Genomic DNA, 17,566 nt, shown 5'->3' with positions numbered 1-17,566 from the left:
GTGCGTCACCGCCCATGGTCATCAGCGCCGGGCCGTACCGAAGTGTCACAGGCCCGGGCGCCCGCCGGGGCCGGCGGTCACCCCCGGACGCGAGCCCGGCGGGACACCACGGCCCGCAGGACCCGGCGCCCCTGCGTCGAGACCTCCCGGGCCTGCCGCAGCCCGGCGGCGCCGTGCCCGGTGAGGAGTTCGAGGACGGTGATCTGACGGCGCAGTTCGGCCGCGACCAGCGGCGACAGGTCCGTGCCCGGGGCGGCGGCCGGGGCGGGGTCGAGGAGCCCGTGGATCCGCAGGGAGGCGGCCGAGCAGGCGTCGGCCCACTCCCGTACGGCGGCGGCGGACCGGGCGGCCGGTGCGGCGTCGAGCATGCGGCGGGCCAGCAGCGCCGCCTCGTCCCCGGCGGGCCCGCCGGGTCCCGTGACGCCGAGCGCGCCGCGCGCCCGCTCCAGCCGCGCTCCCCAGTCGCCGCCCTCGTCCGTGAGCGCCCCCCACAGCGGGCGCAGCACCTCGTCGTCGCCGCCGAGCAGTGGAACGCACCGGTCCAAACAAGCCAGGCCGCTGGCGGCGAGGCCGCGTTCGTCGGCCCGCGCGATCAGTTCCGCCAGAATCATCCACGCCCCCTCGGCAGACCGCCGACCTCAGCAAAGGCCGCACCGTCCGGTGCTGCGCGCGGCCGCCCCGTAGTGTCACACGGCCGTCACACCCCGTCGAGAGGGAGCGCAGAAGAAAAGATTCCGGCCAAGCCGGTGCGTGGGCTCCCTCAAGAGCGGCGGACCAAAGCGGGCCCCGGCGGCCGGCGCCCGGCACGCACCGGACACCGCCCGCCGACCGGAACCCGCTTTGGTCCGGCGACTGTCAGTCCAGGCGGTCCGCCAGGGCCTCGAAGTCCGTCCAGGACAGTGGTGGTCTGCCCGGGTCCCACAGCTTCTGCGCCGTCGCCCGCAGCGGCAGGCGGATGCCGGCGGCCACCTGCTCCTGGGTCTGGGAGTGCGCCAGGTCGCACCAGACGGCGAAGCCGCCGCCCAGGATCTGGGAGTCGTACCGGGCGGGCACCGCCTCGGTGCCGCGCAGCACCCGCGGGGTCCACTGCTCGTAGATCCGCTGCCCGGTCGGGTAGACGAAGGTCTGCGGCTGGCCGAGGACGTAGTAGAGGAACTCGTCGTTGTAGTTGATCACCTTGCGGCCGGCGGCCAGGTACTCGGCCGGCGGGCGGGCGCCCAGCTCCTTGCCGGTCCAGTAGGCGGCCTCGATGTCCTGGTCCGGCCGCACGGAGGCGTTCCGGAAGAAGCCGTCGTTCCAGGCGCGCGGTGCGCGGCCGTGGCCGCGGACGGTGGCGGCCCGGTCGTTCAGCCAGCCGGTCGTCAGGTCGGCCACGGTGCCGCCGGAGCCGTAGGCCCTGCGCGCGGCGGCGGCCAGCTGCGGGTAGGACGCCTCGGGGCTGCGGACGGTCAGCGCCTGGTACTCGTCGCCGCCCAGGTGCCAGTAGCCGCCGGGGAAGACGCCCGCGAACTCGTTCAGGAGGTCGTCGACGATCCGCGCCGCGCCGTCCTTGGAGATGTCGATCGCGCCCCTGGTCGCCACGCCCTGCGCGTTGCGCAGCTGCAGATCGGGGTGGGCGGCGATCACCGCGCCCAGGTGGCCGGGCGAGTCGATCTCGGGCACGACGGTGATGTGCCGGCCGGCGGCGAGGCCGACGATCCGCTCGACCTGCGCCTTGGTCAGGTGGTCGGGCGAGACGATCTCCGGGTGCGTCTCGGACTGGAGACGGAAGGCCTGGTCGTCGGAGAAGTGCAGGCCCAGCTCGTTGTACTTGAGGTCGCCCAGCTCGCGTATGCGGTCCTCCACCCACCGCGCGGTGAACGGCTTGCGCGCGATGTCCAGCATGAAGCCGCGCCGCGGCTTGGCGGGCGCGTCCTCGACTACGCCCTCGGGGGCCGTGCCGCCCGCGTGCACCTCCTGCTTGAGGGTCCGGGTCCCGTAGAAGACGCCCGCGTCGGTGGGGGCGGTGATGGTGACCCGGCCGCCGCGCACGGTCATGGAGTACGACTCCGGGTTCGCGCCCCGGTCGCCGCCCAGCGCCAGCCGTACGTCACCGTCCCGCGCGTCGCCCGCCCGCCCCGCGTAGGTCAGGCCCAGCTCGCCGGCCAGCAGCTTCCCCTCGTCGGCGAGGGACACGTCGCCGACCACCACCCGCCGGCCCGGTGCCGGGCGCCAGCCGGGGCCTCGGGCGGCGGTGTGCGAGCGCACGGCGGGAATGGTGCGCGGCGCCCGCGAGAGCGGGTAGGTCCTGCCGGGGCGGGGAGCGGGCGGGGTCGGGGACGCGGTGGCCGTGGCCGGACGCGCCACGTCCGCCGGTCCGCCGTCGTCGCCGTCCCAGGCCCACACGCCGAGACCGGCGCCGAGGCCGACCGTGGCGGCGAACGCCCCGCCGACCAGTAACCATCCGTGCCGCGGTGTGCGCGCCGGGGCACGGCGCCGCCTGTGCTGACTCACACGGCCAACCTACGGCCTCGTCCCGCGCCGGGTGTCCACGCGCCGTTCCCAAACTCTCCCGTCCGGGTGAAATCCGGGCACCGGCCGGACACTCCGGGAACACTCCCGGTAACGTGGCGGCGCAGTTCGCACCCTCCCCTGCCGACTCATCCGGAACGCCCGTCAGCGGGCGCGCCGGTTTCTCACGCCGAGGACCCACGCTGCCCGCGCAGAACCTGGAGCACTTCAACACCGCCCCGCCCGACGAGGCCCGCCGCATCCTCCTGGCCTGCCTGCGCAGTCCGCGCTGGGCCCGGCGCGTCGCCGCCCACCGCCCCTACCCCGACCTGTCCGCCCTGCTGGCGGCGGCGGACGAGGCGGTGTACGACCTGGCGGCGGCCGAGCTGGCGGAGGCGGTGGCGGCAGAGCCCCTGCCCGTGCTGCCCGAGGACATATACCTGGCCGCCTCCACGGCGCTGAGCGCCGCGTACGCGGCCTACGAGGCACGATTCGGACATACGTTCGTCATCTGCCTCGGCACCGTCTCCCCCGCCGAGACCCTCGACCACCTCCTGGCGGCCGTCCGGTCACGATTGGCGAACGATCCGGAGGACGAGCGGGTGGTGACGGCGGAGGAGCTGCGCCGCCTGGCACGGGACCGGCTGGCGCGGGCCACCCGGGGCCGCGACCTCGCGACCAGCCCCGACGCGCCCGCGGTCGGCGCGTGAGCGGCGGCACCCGTCCGGTGGCCGTCCTCCGCTCACCCGTACGTGCCCCTTTGAGTGCCACTTCGATCACACCGGCAGGCCCGCTGTCAGCACCACTCGCACACGTCGCTACGATGCTGGGGGCCGGTGGACCGTACCCGGCCGGGCCCGACCGACAGTGAAGCCGGCGCGGCCCTAGTCCCCGCTCCCGGAGGGTTCTTCCGTGCCGGCTGGAACGCTGTACCGCGGCCGGGAAGGAATGTGGTCCTGGGTGGCTCACCGAGTCACCGGCGTCCTCATCTTCTTCTTCCTGTTCGTTCATGTGCTGGACACCGCACTCGTCCGCGTGTCTCCCGAGGACTACGACAAGGTCGTGTCCACGTACAAGACCCCCATCGTCGCGTGCCTGGAGTACGGCCTCGTCGCCGCCATCCTCTTCCACGCGCTCAACGGTCTCCGTGTCATCGCCGTCGACTTCTGGGCCAAGGGCGCCCGCTACCAGAAGCAGATGCTCTGGACGGTGGTCATCGCCTGGTTCGTGCTCATGGTCGGGGCGATCTACCCCGTCCTGGGCCACGCCGCTCGAGTCGTCTTCGGGAGCTGACGCCGCATGTCCACCACTGAAACCACCGCTTCCGGCATCGGCCCGGTCGAGGGTGCCTCCTACAACGTCGACAACCCGGCGCCGCTCATCGAGGCCCCGCGCAAGCGCACCAAGAAGACGCCCCGGTCGACCCGCGGCAACTTCGAGATGTACGGCTGGCTGTTCATGCGCCTGTCCGGCGTCGTGCTGGTCGTCCTCGTCATCGGCCACCTGCTCATCCAGCTCGTCCTGGACGGCGGTGTCTCCAAGGTCGGCTTCGCCTTCGTCGCGGGCCGCTGGGCCTCGCCCTGGTGGCAGGTCTGGGACCTGCTGATGCTGTGGCTGGCCATGCTGCACGGCTGCAACGGCCTGCGTACCGTCATCAACGACTACGCGGAGCGCGCGAACACGCGGCTGTGGCTGAAGGGCCTGCTCTACACCGCCACGGTGTGGACCATCCTGCTGGGCACGCTGGTGATCTTCACCTTCGACCCGAACATCCGCTAGGCACGGGGCTGAGGTAATCCACTCATGAAGATCCACAAGTACGACACCGTCATCGTCGGCGCCGGCGGCGCCGGTATGCGCGCAGCCATCGAGTCGACCAAGCGCAGCCGCACCGCCGTGCTGACCAAGCTCTACCCCACCCGCTCCCACACGGGCGCCGCGCAGGGCGGCATGGCCGCCGCGCTGGCCAACGTGGAGGAGGACAACTGGGAGTGGCACACCTTCGACACGGTCAAGGGCGGTGACTACCTGGTCGACCAGGACGCCGCCGAGATCCTGGCGAAGGAGGCCATCGACTCGGTCCTCGACCTGGAGAAGATGGGCCTGCCGTTCAACCGGACGCCGGACGGCACGATCGACCAGCGCCGGTTCGGCGGGCACTCGCGCAACCACGGCGAGGCCCCGGTCCGCCGCTCCTGCTACGCGGCCGACCGCACCGGCCACATGATCCTCCAGACGCTGTACCAGAACTGCGTCAAGGAGGGCGTGGAGTTCTTCAACGAGTTCTACGTCCTGGACCAGCTGATCAGCGAGGTCGACGGCGTCAAGAAGTCGGCCGGCGTGGTGGCGTACGAGCTGGCGACCGGCGAGATCCACGTCTTCCAGGCGAAGTCCGTGATCTACGCCTCCGGCGGCACCGGCAAGTTCTTCAAGGTGACCTCCAACGCGCACACCCTGACCGGCGACGGCCAGGCCGCCGTGTACCGGCGCGGGCTGCCGCTGGAGGACATGGAGTTCTTCCAGTTCCACCCGACCGGCATCTGGCGCATGGGCATCCTGCTCACCGAGGGCGCCCGCGGTGAGGGCGGCATCCTGCGCAACAAGGACGGCGAGCGCTTCATGGAGAAGTACGCGCCCGTCATGAAGGACCTCGCCTCGCGTGACGTCGTCTCGCGCTCCATCTACACCGAGATCCGCGAGGGCCGCGGCTGCGGTCCCGAGGGCGACCACGTCTACCTCGACCTCACGCACCTCCCGCCGGAGCAGCTGGACGCCAAGCTGCCCGACATCACCGAGTTCGCGCGGACCTACCTGGGCATCGAGCCGTACACGGACCCGATCCCGATCCAGCCGACCGCGCACTACGCCATGGGCGGCATCCCGACCAACGTCGAGGGTGAGGTCCTGGCGGACAACACCACCGTGGTCCCGGGCCTGTACGCGGCCGGCGAGGTCGCCTGCGTCTCCGTGCACGGCGCCAACCGGCTGGGCACCAACTCGCTGCTGGACATCAACGTCTTCGGCCGCCGTGCGGGCATCGCCGCCGCGGAGTACGCGCAGAAGGCGGACTTCGTCGAGCTGCCGGAGAACCCGGAGAGCCTCGTCGTCGAGCAGATCGAGCGGCTGCGCTCCTCCACGGGCACCGAGCGGGTGGCCACCATCCGCCGCGAGCTGCAGGAGACCATGGACGCCAACGTCATGGTCTTCCGTACCGAGCAGACGATCAAGACGGCGGTCGAGAAGATCGCCGAGCTGCGCGAGCGCTACAAGAACGTGGCGATCCAGGACAAGGGCAAGCGGTTCAACACCGACCTCCTGGAGGCCATCGAGCTGGGCAACCTGCTGGACCTGGCCGAGGTCATGGCGGTCTCCGCCCTGGCCCGCAAGGAGTCCCGCGGCGGTCACTACCGCGAGGACTACCCGAACCGCGACGACGTCAACTTCATGCGCCACACCATGGCGTACCGCGAGGTCGGCGCCGACGGGTCCGAATCCATCCGTCTCGACTACAAGCCGGTCGTCCAGACCCGCTACCAGCCGATGGAGCGTAAGTACTGATGGCAACCCCTGTTCTGGACAAGGCGGACGCGGCCGGGCAGCCCGAGCCGGGATTCGCCGACTCCCCCTACATCACCGTCACCCTGCGGGTCCGCCGGTTCAACCCGGAGGTCTCGGCGGAGTCCACCTGGGAAGACTTCCAGCTGGAGATGGACCCCAAGGAGCGTGTCCTCGACGCGCTGCACAAGATCAAGTGGGACCACGACGGCACGCTCACCTTCCGCCGCTCCTGCGCCCACGGCATCTGCGGCTCGGACGCGATGCGGATCAACGGCAAGAACCGCCTCGCCTGCAAGACGCTGATCAAGGACATCAACCCCGAGAAGCCGATCACGGTGGAGCCCATCAAGGGCCTCACGGTGCTCAAGGACCTCGTGGTCGACATGGACCCGTTCTTCCAGGCGTACCGGGACGTGATGCCCTTCCTGATCACGAAGGACACCAACGAGCCCACGCGTGAGCGGCTGCAGTCGGCCGAGGACCGGGCGCGCTTCGACGACACGACGAAGTGCATCCTGTGCGCGGCCTGCACCTCCTCCTGCCCGGTGTTCTGGAACGACGGCCAGTACTTCGGTCCGGCCGCCATCGTGAACGCCCACCGCTTCATCTTCGACAGCCGTGACGAGGCGGGCGAGCAGCGCCTGGAGATCCTCAACGACAAGGACGGCGTGTGGCGCTGCCGCACCACCTTCAACTGCACCGATGCCTGCCCCCGCGGCATCGAGGTGACGAAGGCGATCGCGGAGGTCAAGCGGGCGCTGATCACCCGCCGCTTCTGAGGCCGTGGCCTTCCGGCACGCCGGGCCGAGGCCCCGTCCCCCCTGGGGGCGGGGCCTTCGGCGTTCCTGCGCCGGGTGGGTGACCTGACGGCCCCTCCCCCGGGGTGTGCGCGGGGGCGCGCGGCGGCGCCGTACCTAACCTGATCACATGTCAGATGACGAGTCGTACGAGCTGCTCGGGTTCGACAACGTGCTGCTGGCCGTGGGCGATCTCGGCGAGGCCGTGGGGTTCTACGAGCGGGCCGGGTTCGCGGTGGCGTTCCGGCTGGACGAGGCCGGGATCGCGGGACTGAAGGTGGGCGGTGAGACACCGGGGATCCTGCTGCGCGAGGAGGAGGCGCTCGGGCACCGGCCGCCGCCCTGGTACACGCCGCGGCTGTGGCTGGAGGTCCCCGACGCGCGGGCGGCGGCCCGGGCGCTGTCCGCGGCCGGGATCGAACCGCTGGACGAGCCCGTCGCCCAGGCCACCGGCTGGACCGTGGAGGTCGCCGACCCCTGGGGCAACGTCCTGGGCTTCACCGACTACACCAAGCGTCCTGAACTGGGCCGCCGCCCCTGAGCGGCCGCCCGCCCGGGCCGCGCCGGGCCGGCCACTGACTAGGCTCTGACCGTGCCCCAGAAGAAGAGCCCCGACAGCAAGAGCGACGGCAGCGACGCGCCCCCGGCCGCTGCGGCCGCGGCCCCCAGCAAGTCCGAGCAGACCCGCGCCCTGATCCTGGAGACGGCGATGCGGCTGTTCCAGGAGCGCGGCTACGACAAGACGACCATGCGGGCCATCGCCCAGGAGGCCGGGGTCTCCGTCGGCAACGCGTACTACTACTTCGCGGGCAAGGAGCACCTGATCCAGGGCTTCTACGACCGGATCGCCGCCGAGCACCAGGAGGCCGTGCGCGGTGTCCTGGCCCGGGAGAGCGATCTGGAGGCGCGTCTGGCGGGCGTGCTGAAGACCTGGCTCGACATCGCCACGCCGTACCACGAGTTCGCCGTCCAGTTCTTCAAGAACGCGGCCGATCCCGACAGTCCGCTCAGCCCCTTCTCGCCCGAGTCGGAGCACGCGCGCGTGGAGGCCGTCAGCGTCCACAGGCAGGTGCTGTACGGGGCGCGGACCAAGGTGCCTGCGGAACTGCGCGAGGCACTGCCCGAGCTGATGTGGCTGGCCCAGATGGGGCTCGTCCTGTACTGGGTGTTCGACCGCACCCCGGGGCGTGAGCGCAGTTACCGGCTCGCCGAGCGGGGGGCGCGGCTCACCGCGCGGGGGGTGTCGCTGGCCCGGTTCCGGGTGCTGCGTCCGCTGGTGCACGAGGTGCACGAGCTGTTCACGGACTTCCTGCCGGGGATGACGAAGGCGCTGCCGGATCCGGCGGGCCGGGGCCGCCGCAAGGACGGGTGAGGGACCGGCCCGGCGTGCCCCTCACGCGCGCCGGGCCCGCTCCGCTACCGGGTGTGCGGGGCCGGGGCTCAGATCCAGTTGAGCTTCCACAGCCGGAAGACCCCGGTGCCGTCCGACAGGTACTGGCCGCCGCCGACGTCCTCGGTGGAGACGACGTACTCCTTCTGCTGCCACAGCGGGACCAGCGGCACGTCGGCGGCCACCTTCTCCTGGAGGGCGCGGAAGTCCGCCGCCGCCCGGCTGCGGTCGGGGTACCGCTGGCTGTCGGAGACTAGTTCGTCGACGGCCTTGTTGCTGTAGCCGGTGTTCATGCTGCTGCCGGTGCCGACGAGCGGGCCGCCGAAGGTGTCCGGGTCCGGGTAGTCGGCGACCCAGCCCACCGCCCAGGCGTCCATCTTGCCCGCGGTGTACCGCTTCTGGAAGTCGGTCCACTCGTAACCCTTGACGTCGACCTTGAACAGGCCGCTCGCCTCCAGCTGCCGCTTGATCTCGGCGGCCTCCTCGGCACCCTGGCCGCGGCCCTCGCCGTACCCGTAGGTGAACCGCACGGGGGTCGGCACCCCCGCGTCGGCCAGCAGTTGGCGGGCCTTCTTGACGCTCTGGGCCGGGTAGGCGTCGAAGAAGGACGTGGTGTGTCCGGTGATGCCGGCCGGGACCAGGGAGTACAGCGCGTCCACCGTGCCGTCGTAGACGGAGGTGACCAGCTGCTCGCGGTTGATCAGCCAGGCGAGGGCGCGACGGACCCGGACGTCGTGCAGCGGCGAGGAGGCGTGCGTGTTGAGGTACAGGTTGCGGGTCTCGGCGCTGTCGGACTCCGACACACGCTGCGTCGGGTCGCTCGGGTTGAGCCCGGCGAGCACCTTCGGCGTCAGCGTGCGGGTGGCGACGTCGACCTGCTTGTCCTGCCAGGCCTTGTCGAGCGCGCTGCCCTCGGTGAAGTAGCGCACCTCCACGGGCCGCCCGGTGCCGCCGACGGCGCCCTTGTAGGAGCCGTTGGGCTTCAGCTCGGCGCTCTTGTCCTTGGAGTACCCGGTGAGGCGGTACGGCCCGGTGCCGTCGGCCTCGGTGCCGGTGCGCAGCGAGTCCAGCGCGTAGCGGGTGTGGTCGACGATGGAACCGGCGCCGGTGGCGACCTTCAGCGGGAAGGTGGTGTCGGGCGTGGAGAGGTGGAAGGTGACGGTCATGCCCTCGGCGTCCACCGAGCCGAGGGTGGAGAACAGGGCCGACGGGCCGACCTGGGCGTTGATCTTCTTGACCCGGTCGAAGGAGTACTTGACGTCCTCGCCGGTCATCGTCCGGCCGCTCGGGAACTTGAGGCCGTCGCGCACGGTGCAGCGGTAGGTGCGCAGCCCGCTGCCGACGAAGCCGCAGTTCTTGGCCGCGTCGGGCACGGGCTGGGTGCCGTCGGGCTCGAAGGTGAGCAGCGACTGGAAGACGTTGCTGTACAGCGCCCAGGAACCGGCGTCGTAGGCGCCCGCGGGGTCCAGCGAGGTGACGGCGTCCGTGGTGCCCAGGGTGATCGTCTTGTTCTTGTCGCCCTGCGACGGCAGGAGTTGCCAGCCGCCCACGCCGACCACCGCCAGAACCAGCAGCGTCAGCAGAATCCGCATGCGAACCGACCGCATCGGTGATGCCCTCCCCAGGCCCTTCGACGAGCCGCTGTGCATATGCCACACCCCTAGGGGCCGCGCACACATAATCACAGGTTGTTCACCTGGGGGAAGAGGATCCCGGAGAGGATGAAAAGACGTTATGAAGAAGTGTTTTCTGTTTGTTTCACAGGATGTCCTCAGCTGCCCCCCAGGATGACGATGAGTGACCCTTCCACCCCTTTTGGACGTCTTTTCGGGGAGGGGCAGTGATACGTCCCACATCCTGGCGGACGCCCGGACGGGCGCGCTGACGGGACGTCCCGTCAGCGCGCCGGAGGGCCGGGAGCGTTATGACGTCCGGCGCAGTGCGCGCAGTCCGCGCAACCCGAGGCCCCCGATGACCGTCCCCAATACGAAGGAGACGACCGCCAGCGTCAGGTGCACCCAGAAGTACGCCGTCGGATGACCGTCGTCGAACGCGAGCCCGCTGCTGTCCTTGACGAGATTCTTGACGAAAGTGACCCAGATGACCCAGCTCCACACCCCGAAGGCGAGCAGGAACCAGGAGACGGGGCGGCTGAGCTTCATACCTTCAGTATCGCTGGCGGACATCCGGCTCCGTGGCCGGGGTCGGGCCGGAAGCCGGGCCCGGGACCGGGCTCCCGCGGGGGCGGCAGGTACGTTTCCGACCGTGCCCGCAGCCTTCAGGACCACCCGCCGCTCCCTCCTGGTCACCTCCGCCGCCCTGCTGTCCGTCTCCCTGACCGCGCCGGCCGCCCTCGCCGCGCCCACGGCCCCGAAGACCCCCTCCGCCACGCCCCCGGCCCACATGTCCGGCGTGGGCGGCGCCCGGCTCGGCCTGCCCGGGACGCAGGTCAGCCTGGGCCCCGGGGCACCCGTCCTGCCCAAGGACCTCAGCGGTCGCTCCTGGATCGTCGCCGACGCCGAGTCCGGCCAGGTGCTCGCCTCCCACAACGCGCACTGGCGGCTGCCCCCGGCCAGCACCATGAAGATGCTGTTCGCCGACACCGTGCTGCCCAGGTTCCCGAAGACGCAGACCCACAAGGTCGCCCCGAGCGACCTGGCCGGGATGGGCGAGGGGTCCAGCCTGGTCGGGATCAAGGAGAACGAGACGTACACCGTCCACGACCTGTGGCTCGGCGTCTTCCTGCGGTCCGGCAACGACGCCGTCCACGTGCTGTCCGCCATGAACAACGGCGTCGCCCGGACCGTCGAGGACATGAACGCGCACGCCCAGGAGCTGCAGGCCCTCGACACGCACGTCGTGAGCCCGGACGGCTACGACGCGCCCGGCCAGGTCTCCTCGGCCTACGACCTCACCCTGATCGCCCGCTCCGGCCTGCAGAAGAAGGACTTCCGGGAGTACTGCTCGACCGTGCGGGCCCAGTTCCCCGGCGAGACGAAGAAGGACAAGAAGGGCAAGTCCTCCCGGTCCTCCTTCGAGATCCAGAACACCAACCGGCTGCTGAGCGGGGACGCGGGCCTGTCCGTGTACCCGGGCATCGCGGGCGTCAAGAACGGCTACACCACCAACGCGGGCAACACCTTCACCGGCGTCGCCGAACGGGGCGGCAAGGTGCTGCTGGTGACGGTCATGAACCCGCAGAAGACCGACCACGACGAGGTGTACCGGGAGACCGCCCAGCTCTTCGACTGGGGCTTCAAGGCGGCCGGCAAGGTGCAGCCGGTGGGCACCCTGGTACCGCCGAGGAGCGCCGCGACGGGCGGCGGGCAGCCGGGCTCGGCCCCGTCGGCCGGGCAGGCCGGCGGCGGCCACGGCGGCTCGACGGCGAGCGCCTCCACCGGGAGCGGCTCCAGCGGCATGGGGGTCGCCGCGGGCATCGCCGCCGGTGTGCTGGTCCTGCTCGCGGCGGGTGCCTTCCTGGTCAACCGCCGCTGGCCGCTGCCGGAACTCATGCGCCGCCGTCCGCGCCCCTGAGCCGGCCGCCGGGACCGACCCGGACTTTGAGGGCCGCACCGGAAGATCCCGCCGGAAGGCCCCGCCGGAGCGTCCTGCCGCGGCCGCTACGCCGGGGCCGGCCGGCGGGCGTCCCCCGTGCCGTCGCCGCCGTCGCCCGGCCCGGCCGCGCCGCCGTCACCGGGCCGGGCCCCGCCGGTGTCCGGCGCGCTGCCGGTCGCGGTCCAGGACGAGCAGTACAGGACCAGCTTGGACGTGAAGTTCATCCACAGCAGCAGGGCGACGGGGACCCCGAACGCGCCGTACATGCTCTTCGCCGCCACCCCCTGGATGTAGCCGCTGAGCAGCAGCTTCAGCAGCTCGAAGCCGATCGCCCCGAGCAGCGCGGCGACCAGCAGCCGGCGGCGCGGCGGCTCGACGCCGGGCAGCAGGGTGAGGACGTAGAGCAGCACCAGGAAGTCGGCGAGGACGGCGACGGCGAAGGCGATGACGCGCAGCACCACGCTGCCCGCGCCGTCCTCGCCCAGGCCGAACTGCCGTGACGTCCACCCGACGGCGGCCGAGGCGACGGTGGAGACGGCGAGCGTGACGACCACCGCGCCGCCGAAGCCGACGAGGATCCCCGCGTCCTGGAGCTTGCTCACCACCGGGTTCTTCTCGGCGTCCGGCAGCTCCCACACCGCCCGCAGGCAGTCGCGCATCTGACCGACCCAGCCCATGCCGGTGAACAGCAGGGCGGCGGCCGCGATGATCCCGACGGTGCCCGCGTTCTGCGCCAGGGAACTGATGTGCAGCTGGTCGCCGAGGCCCGGGAACTGCTGGGCGATCTTGCCCTCGAGCGTGTGCTGCTGCTTGGGGCTGAGAGTGGCCGTGCCGATCGCAGCGGCCAGCGTCAGCAGCGGGAACAGCGCGATGAAGCTGACGAACGTCATGGCGGCGGCGAGCCGAGTCCATTTCACCCGGTCCAGGCGCTCGTACGACCGCCACGCGTGCGTACGCATCAGACGTGCCAGCCACGGGCCGATCACGGGGAGGTTCTTCAGCCAGTCCATGCAGCGACTTGTGCCCGTTCCGGGACCGCGCCAACACCGCGTTTCTACGACAGAACGCCCATAAGCGGGCGATACAGTCGTCTGCCGTGAAGGATGCCCCGGGGCCGCTGCCCCGTCCGCCCCGTCTCCGCCGTCTCCTGCCGCCCGCGGCCCTCGCCGGCCTCGACGGCCTCGGCGGGCGCGCCGAGGCCGGCCGGCTCCCCCGCTCCGTGCTCGTGCTCGGCGGCACCTCCTCGGTCGCGCTCGCCACCGTCCGCCGGCTGATCGCGCGCCGCACCCGCACGGTGTGGCTGGCGGGCCGCCCCTCGCCCGCCCTGGAGGAGGAGGCGGCCCACCTGCGCGTCCTGGGCGCGCAGGTGCGCACCGTCGCCTTCGAGGCACTCGACTGCGGTGCCCACGAAGCCGTGCTGGGCAAGGTCTTCGCCGAGGGCGGCATCGACATGGTGCTGCTCGCCTTCGGCGTCCTCGGCGACCAGGCGTACGACGAGAGGGAGCCGCTGAACGCGGTGCACGTCGCCCAGACCAACTACACGGGGGCGGTCTCGGCGGGCCTGGTGGCCGCGCGGGCCCTGCAGAACCAGGGGCACGGCTCGCTGGTCGTGCTCTCCTCCGTCGCCGCCGAGCGGGCCCGCCGCAGCGACTTCATCTACGGCTCCAGCAAGGCGGGCCTGGACACCTTCACCCAGGGGCTGGGCGACGCGCTGTACGGGACGGGTGTGCACGTCATGGTCGTCCGCCCCGGGTTCGTACGGTCCCGCGCCACCGAAGGCCGGGCGGTGCCGCCGCTGGCGAGCACGCCCGAGGAGGTCGCGACCGCCGTCGAACTGGGCCTGCGGCGGCGCTCGGAGACGGTGTGGGTGCCCGGCGTCCTGCGCGTGGTGACGACGGCGCTGCGGCACCTGCCGCGCGGGGTGTACCGGCGGCTGCCGCTGTAGCGGAGGGTCCCCTACCGGGCGGGCAGGGTGCCGCGGTCCACGGGGGCCGCCTGCGGGGGCACCACCGTACGGCCGCCGAAGGAGAACTCGCGCAGCTTGCGCCACACTCCGTCGGGGCCCTGCTCGTGCAGGGCGAAGCCGGTGCACGGCCACTCGGCCTCGTACCCGGCGAGTTCCTCGAAGGCGCGGTCCATCGCCGCCTCCTCGATGCCGTGCGCCACGGTGACGTGCGGGTGGTAGGGGAACTGGAGTTCGCGGGCCACCGGCCCGGAGGCGTCGCGCACCCGCTCCTGCAACCGGCTGCACGCCTCGGCGCCCTCGACGACCCGGACGTACACCACCGGTGACAGCGGCCGGAAGGTGTCGGTGCCGGACAGCCGCATCGTGAACGGCCGCCCGGCCGCCGCCACCTCGGTCAGGTGGGCCTCGACGGCCGGCAGCTCGGCGCGGTCCACCTCGGTCGGCGGCAGCAGTGTGACGTGCGTGGGGATCTTGTGAGCCGCGGCGTCGCCGAAGCCCGCGCGCCGCTCCTGGAGCAGGCTGCCGTGGGGCTCCGGGACCGCGATCGACACGCCGATCGTTACGGTCCCCACGTCGTCTCCTGTCGTCGTGCCGTGCCTGCTGTCGAGCAGGCTGTCCTCTGTCGTGTCTCTCGCCCCGGCCCGCCGGTCTCGTGCGCTCCCGCGTGCGTCCGGCGTGCTCTGGTGCGGCCCCGCCCGGTCGCGTGCGGTCCTGCGTGGCCCGGCGGCCTCGCGCGGTCGCGTGCGTTCCCGGCCGTTTCGTCCCGGCCGTCCGGCTATCGACTGTACGACCACGGACCCGCGATGGGCAGGCGCAGCCGCAGTGATGTACGGCGCTCGGCCCGCGACGGGTGCGAGCGGGGGTGCGCCTCAGTGCTTGGCCGGCAGGAAGCCCACCCTGTCGTACGCCTGGGAGAGGGTCTCCGCGGCGACCGCGCGCGCCTTCTCCGCCCCCTTGGCCAGGATGGAGTCCAGCGTCTCCGGGTCGTCCAGGTACTGCTGGGTCTGCTCCCGGAACGGCGTGACGAACTCGACCATGACGTCGGCGAGGTCCGTCTTGAGCGCGCCGTAGCCCTTGCCCTCGTACTTCTGTTCCAGGGCGTCGACGGCGGTGCCGGTGAGGGTCGAGTAGATGGAGAGGAGGTTGCTGACGCCGGGCTTGGTCTGCGGGTCGAAGCGGATGACCGTGTCGGTGTCGGTGACCGCGCTCCTGACCTTCTTCGCGGTGGTCTTCGGGTCGTCCAGCAGGTTGATGAGGCCCTTCGGCGTGGACGCCGACTTGCTCATCTTGATCGACGGGTCCTGCAGGTCGTAGATCTTCGCCGTCTCCTTGAGGATGTACGCGGAGGGTACGGTGAAGGTGTCGCCGAAGCGGCCGTTGAAGCGCTCGGCGAGGTCGCGGGTCAGCTCGATGTGCTGGCGCTGGTCCTCGCCGACCGGCACCTGGTGGGCCTGGTACAGGAGGATGTCGGCGACCTGGAGGACCGGGTACGTGAACAGGCCGACGGAGGCACGGTCGGCGCCCTGCTTGGCGGACTTGTCCTTGAACTGGGTCATCCGCGAGGCCTCGCCGAAGCCGGTGAGGCAGTTCATGACCCAGGCGAGCTGGGCGTGCTCGGGGACGTGGCTCTGGACGAAGAGCGTGCAGCGCTCCGGGTCGAGGCCCGCGGCCAGCAGCTGGGCCGCGGCCAGCCGGGTGTTGGCGCGCAGCTCGGCCGGGTCCTGCGGCACCGTGATCGCGTGCAGGTCGACGACCATGTAGAAGGCGTCGTGGGACTCCTGCAGGGCCACCCACTGGCGGACGGCACCGAGGTAGTTGCCGAGGTGGAACGAGCCTGCGGTGGGCTGGATCCCGGAGAGCACGCGCGGACGACGCTGCATGGCGGAGCCATCCCCATGAGGGCGGTGGTGGGCGACGGGCGGACGGTCGTTGGCCATGTTCACCATTCTCTCAGGTGACGGACCCCGATCAGGAACGGGCCGGAAACAGGTGGGAACAGGATCGTCCGCCGCGGTGCCGCAAGAGCCTGGCGTGCGCCGTGAGCGCGGATTCGGGGGTCGGGCGGGCGCCGGTGCGGACACCCGCCGAGCACACGCCGGTGCCGGCGGCCGGCCGCGGGCCGCACGGCGCCGGGCGCGGCGGCGGTGGTGGCGGGGTGGCGCTCGCAGACCGCGCGGCGGCGGTGTGGTGGTGGCGGGGTGGCGCTCGCAGACCGCGCGGCGGCCCGGCACGGGGCCGGACCGCCGCGGGAGGAGCCACGACAGGGGCTGATCGACCGGTGAGGACCGCCGGCCCCGCAGGACACCCGCCCCGGGGGGGGGCGGACCGCCCGGGTCAGCCGAGGTCGATCTCCGGGTAGAGCGGGAAGCCCGCCACGAGGTCCGTCGCCCGGTGGGCGACCTCCTCCGCGATCTTCGGGTCGAGCACGTGCTGGGCCTTGGAAGGGGCGCCCTTGCCGGTGGTACCGGGCTCGGTGGCCGTCAGGACGCGGTCGATCAGACCGGCGACCTCGTCCATCTCGGCCGTGCCCAGGCCCCGGGTGGTCAGGGCCGGCGTACCGATGCGGACACCGGAGGTGTACCAGGCGCCGTTGGGGTCCGCGGGGATCGCGTTGCGGTTGGTGACGATGCCGGAGTCGAGCAGCGCGGCCTCGGCCTGGCGGCCGGTGAGGCCGTAGGAGGAGGCGACGTCGATCAGGTTCAGGTGGTTGTCGGTGCCGCCGGTCACGAGGGTGGCGCCCCGGCGCATCAGGCCTTCGGCGAGGGCGCGGGAGTTGTCGACGATCCGCTGGGCGTAGTCCTGGAAGGAGGGCTGCCGGGCCTCGGCCAGGGCCACGGCCTTGGCGGCCATGACGTGCGGGAGCGGGCCGCCCAGCACCATGGGGCAGCCGCGGTCGACCTGGTCCTTGAGGGAGTCGTCGCACAGGACCATGCCGCCGCGGGGGCCGCGCAGGGACTTGTGGGTGGTGGTGGTGACGATCTGGGCGTGCGGCACCGGGTCGAAGTCGCCGGTGAGGACCTTGCCGGCGACGAGCCCGGCGAAGTGGGCCATGTCGACCATGAGCGTGGCGCCGACCTCGTCGGCGATCTCGCGCATGATCCGGAAGTTCACGAGCCGGGGGTAGGCGGAGTAACCGGCGACGATGATCAGCGGCTTGAACTCGCGGGCGGTGGCGCGCAGGGCCTCGTAGTCGAGGAGGCCGGTGGCCGGGTCGGTGCCGTAGGAGCGCTGGTCGAACATCTTGCCGGAGATGTTCGGGCGGAAGCCGTGGGTGAGATGGCCGCCGGCGTCCAGGGACATGCCGAGCATGCGCTGGTTGCCGAAGGCCTGGCGCAGCTCGGCCCAGTCGGCGTCGGTGAGGTCGTTGACCTGGCGGGCGCCCGCCTTCTCCAGGAAGGGCACCTCGACCCGGGCGCCGAGGACGGCCCAGAAGGCGACGAGGTTGGCGTCGATGCCGGAGTGCGGCTGGACGTAGGCGTGGCGGGCGCCGAAGAGCTCCCTGGCGTGCTCGGCGGCCAGCGACTCGACGGTGTCGACGTTGCGGCAGCCGGCGTAGAAGCGGCGGCCGATGGTGCCCTCGGCGTACTTGTCGCTGAACCAGTTGCCCATGGCCAGCAGGGTGGCCGGGGAGGCGTAGTTCTCGGAGGCGATCAGCTTGAGCATCTCGCGCTGGTCGGTGACCTCCTGGCCGATGGCGTCGGCGACGCGCGGCTCGACGGCGCGGATCACGTCCAGTGCGGCGCGGAAGGCGGTGGACTCGGTGGAGAGGGGCGCAGACATCTCGGGGACCTCCGGACGTGGCGTTCGGCG

17 protein-coding genes are annotated in these 17,566 nt (G+C 71.9%); 9 read left to right on the top strand and 8 right to left on the bottom strand.

What is annotated here, in order from left to right:
- Positions 1 to 77: 77 nt before the first annotated feature.
- Entirely contained in the window at positions 78 to 611 is a 534-nt protein-coding gene (locus IG64_RS27380) for a hypothetical protein (RefSeq protein WP_037861024.1), read from the bottom strand.
- Positions 612 to 855: 244 nt separating this feature from the next.
- Positions 856 to 2,493, bottom strand: a complete 1,638-nt coding sequence (locus tag IG64_RS27375) for a beta-N-acetylhexosaminidase (protein ID WP_078884249.1) — start codon at positions 2,491 to 2,493, stop codon at positions 856 to 858.
- A 113-nt stretch (positions 2,494 to 2,606) separates the two neighbouring features.
- On the opposite strand from IG64_RS27375, the gene IG64_RS27370 reads away from it, so the two are divergent.
- The 7 genes from IG64_RS27370 to IG64_RS27340 all read left to right on the top strand — a co-directional run bounded on the left by IG64_RS27370 (position 2,607) and on the right by IG64_RS27340 (position 8,217).
- Positions 2,607 to 3,200 carry a 2-oxo-4-hydroxy-4-carboxy-5-ureidoimidazoline decarboxylase gene (locus IG64_RS27370; protein WP_420709996.1) on the top strand — a complete coding sequence of 198 codons (594 nt, stop codon included), beginning with the start codon at positions 2,607 to 2,609 and terminating at the stop codon, positions 3,198 to 3,200.
- Between the two features lie 202 nt (positions 3,201 to 3,402).
- A complete protein-coding gene (sdhC, locus tag IG64_RS27365) occupies positions 3,403 to 3,783 on the top strand; it encodes a succinate dehydrogenase, cytochrome b556 subunit (protein WP_078884248.1) in 381 nt (126 codons plus the stop codon).
- A gap of 6 nt (positions 3,784 to 3,789) precedes the next feature.
- Positions 3,790 to 4,269 carry a succinate dehydrogenase hydrophobic membrane anchor subunit gene (locus IG64_RS27360; RefSeq protein ID WP_037861021.1) on the top strand — a complete coding sequence of 160 codons (480 nt, stop codon included), beginning with the start codon at positions 3,790 to 3,792 and terminating at the stop codon, positions 4,267 to 4,269.
- A 24-nt stretch (positions 4,270 to 4,293) separates the two neighbouring features.
- Complete coding sequence (gene sdhA / locus IG64_RS27355; RefSeq protein WP_037861018.1) at positions 4,294 to 6,048, top strand: succinate dehydrogenase flavoprotein subunit; 1,755 nt, start codon at positions 4,294 to 4,296, stop codon at positions 6,046 to 6,048.
- Positions 6,048 to 6,827 (top strand): succinate dehydrogenase iron-sulfur subunit, encoded by a 780-nt coding sequence (locus IG64_RS27350; RefSeq protein WP_037861016.1) that lies wholly within the window; start codon positions 6,048 to 6,050, stop codon positions 6,825 to 6,827. Before sdhA ends, IG64_RS27350 begins: the two co-directional genes overlap by 1 nt.
- 148 nt (positions 6,828 to 6,975) lie before the next feature.
- On the top strand, positions 6,976 to 7,386 hold the full coding sequence (locus IG64_RS27345; RefSeq protein ID WP_037861014.1) for a VOC family protein: 411 nt from the start codon (positions 6,976 to 6,978) through the stop codon (positions 7,384 to 7,386).
- A gap of 51 nt (positions 7,387 to 7,437) precedes the next feature.
- Complete coding sequence (locus IG64_RS27340; RefSeq protein WP_037861012.1) at positions 7,438 to 8,217, top strand: TetR family transcriptional regulator; 780 nt, start codon at positions 7,438 to 7,440, stop codon at positions 8,215 to 8,217.
- 68 nt (positions 8,218 to 8,285) lie between these two features.
- On the opposite strand, the gene IG64_RS27335 is transcribed toward IG64_RS27340, so the two are convergent.
- Both IG64_RS27335 and IG64_RS27330 read right to left on the bottom strand, forming a co-directional pair.
- Positions 8,286 to 9,827 (bottom strand): ABC transporter substrate-binding protein, encoded by a 1,542-nt coding sequence (locus tag IG64_RS27335; protein WP_234438627.1) that lies wholly within the window; start codon positions 9,825 to 9,827, stop codon positions 8,286 to 8,288.
- A 330-nt stretch (positions 9,828 to 10,157) separates the two neighbouring features.
- Positions 10,158 to 10,397, bottom strand: a complete 240-nt coding sequence (locus IG64_RS27330; protein ID WP_037861093.1) for an SCO4848 family membrane protein — start codon at positions 10,395 to 10,397, stop codon at positions 10,158 to 10,160.
- Between the two features lie 103 nt (positions 10,398 to 10,500).
- On the opposite strand from IG64_RS27330, the gene IG64_RS27325 reads away from it, so the two are divergent.
- A complete protein-coding gene (locus IG64_RS27325; RefSeq protein WP_037861009.1) occupies positions 10,501 to 11,769 on the top strand; it encodes a D-alanyl-D-alanine carboxypeptidase family protein in 1,269 nt (422 codons plus the stop codon).
- 86 nt (positions 11,770 to 11,855) lie between these two features.
- On the opposite strand, the gene IG64_RS27320 is transcribed toward IG64_RS27325, so the two are convergent.
- On the bottom strand, positions 11,856 to 12,800 hold the full coding sequence (locus IG64_RS27320; RefSeq protein ID WP_037861007.1) for a YihY/virulence factor BrkB family protein: 945 nt from the start codon (positions 12,798 to 12,800) through the stop codon (positions 11,856 to 11,858).
- 209 nt (positions 12,801 to 13,009) lie between these two features.
- Between IG64_RS27320 and IG64_RS27315 the strand changes: the two genes are divergently transcribed.
- Entirely contained in the window at positions 13,010 to 13,735 is a 726-nt protein-coding gene (locus IG64_RS27315) for an SDR family NAD(P)-dependent oxidoreductase (protein ID WP_037861091.1), read from the top strand.
- An 11-nt stretch (positions 13,736 to 13,746) separates the two neighbouring features.
- On the opposite strand, the gene IG64_RS27310 is transcribed toward IG64_RS27315, so the two are convergent.
- The 3 genes from IG64_RS27310 to IG64_RS27300 all read right to left on the bottom strand — a co-directional run bounded on the left by IG64_RS27310 (position 13,747) and on the right by IG64_RS27300 (position 17,536).
- Positions 13,747 to 14,328, bottom strand: coding sequence for a 2'-5' RNA ligase family protein (locus IG64_RS27310; protein WP_037861006.1), 582 nt, complete (start codon positions 14,326 to 14,328; stop codon positions 13,747 to 13,749).
- 297 nt (positions 14,329 to 14,625) lie between these two features.
- Positions 14,626 to 15,636: a tryptophan--tRNA ligase gene (gene trpS, locus IG64_RS27305; RefSeq protein WP_037861004.1), complete on the bottom strand. Its 1,011-nt coding sequence runs from the start codon at positions 15,634 to 15,636 to the stop codon at positions 14,626 to 14,628.
- 454 nt (positions 15,637 to 16,090) lie between these two features.
- Positions 16,091 to 17,536 (bottom strand): glycine hydroxymethyltransferase, encoded by a 1,446-nt coding sequence (locus tag IG64_RS27300; protein WP_037861003.1) that lies wholly within the window; start codon positions 17,534 to 17,536, stop codon positions 16,091 to 16,093.
- Between the last annotated feature and the right edge of the window lie 30 nt (positions 17,537 to 17,566).

Source organism: Streptomyces sp. NRRL S-340 (genome assembly GCF_000720185.1).
Classification (GTDB): Bacteria; Actinomycetota; Actinomycetes; order Streptomycetales; family Streptomycetaceae; genus Streptomyces.
This window is presented reverse-complemented; position numbering and strand designations above follow the sequence as displayed.

What these genes read in the sequence shown, in the direction of transcription:
- IG64_RS27335 (WP_234438627.1), bottom strand. Translation starts at nt 9,827, where the DNA reads ATGCGGATTCTGCTGACGCTGCTGGTTCTGGCGGTGGTCGGCGTGGGC.
- IG64_RS27345 (WP_037861014.1), top strand. Translation starts at nt 6,976, where the DNA reads ATGTCAGATGACGAGTCGTACGAGCTGCTCGGGTTCGACAACGTGCTG.
- IG64_RS27330 (WP_037861093.1), bottom strand. Translation starts at nt 10,397, where the DNA reads ATGAAGCTCAGCCGCCCCGTCTCCTGGTTCCTGCTCGCCTTCGGGGTG.
- IG64_RS27360 (WP_037861021.1), top strand. Translation starts at nt 3,790, where the DNA reads ATGTCCACCACTGAAACCACCGCTTCCGGCATCGGCCCGGTCGAGGGT.
- IG64_RS27320 (WP_037861007.1), bottom strand. Translation starts at nt 12,800, where the DNA reads ATGGACTGGCTGAAGAACCTCCCCGTGATCGGCCCGTGGCTGGCACGT.
- IG64_RS27300 (WP_037861003.1), bottom strand. Translation starts at nt 17,536, where the DNA reads ATGTCTGCGCCCCTCTCCACCGAGTCCACCGCCTTCCGCGCCGCACTG.
- trpS (WP_037861004.1), bottom strand. Translation starts at nt 15,636, where the DNA reads ATGCAGCGTCGTCCGCGCGTGCTCTCCGGGATCCAGCCCACCGCAGGC.
- sdhA (WP_037861018.1), top strand. Translation starts at nt 4,294, where the DNA reads ATGAAGATCCACAAGTACGACACCGTCATCGTCGGCGCCGGCGGCGCC.
- IG64_RS27380 (WP_037861024.1), bottom strand. Translation starts at nt 611, where the DNA reads ATGATTCTGGCGGAACTGATCGCGCGGGCCGACGAACGCGGCCTCGCC.
- IG64_RS27350 (WP_037861016.1), top strand. Translation starts at nt 6,048, where the DNA reads ATGGCAACCCCTGTTCTGGACAAGGCGGACGCGGCCGGGCAGCCCGAG.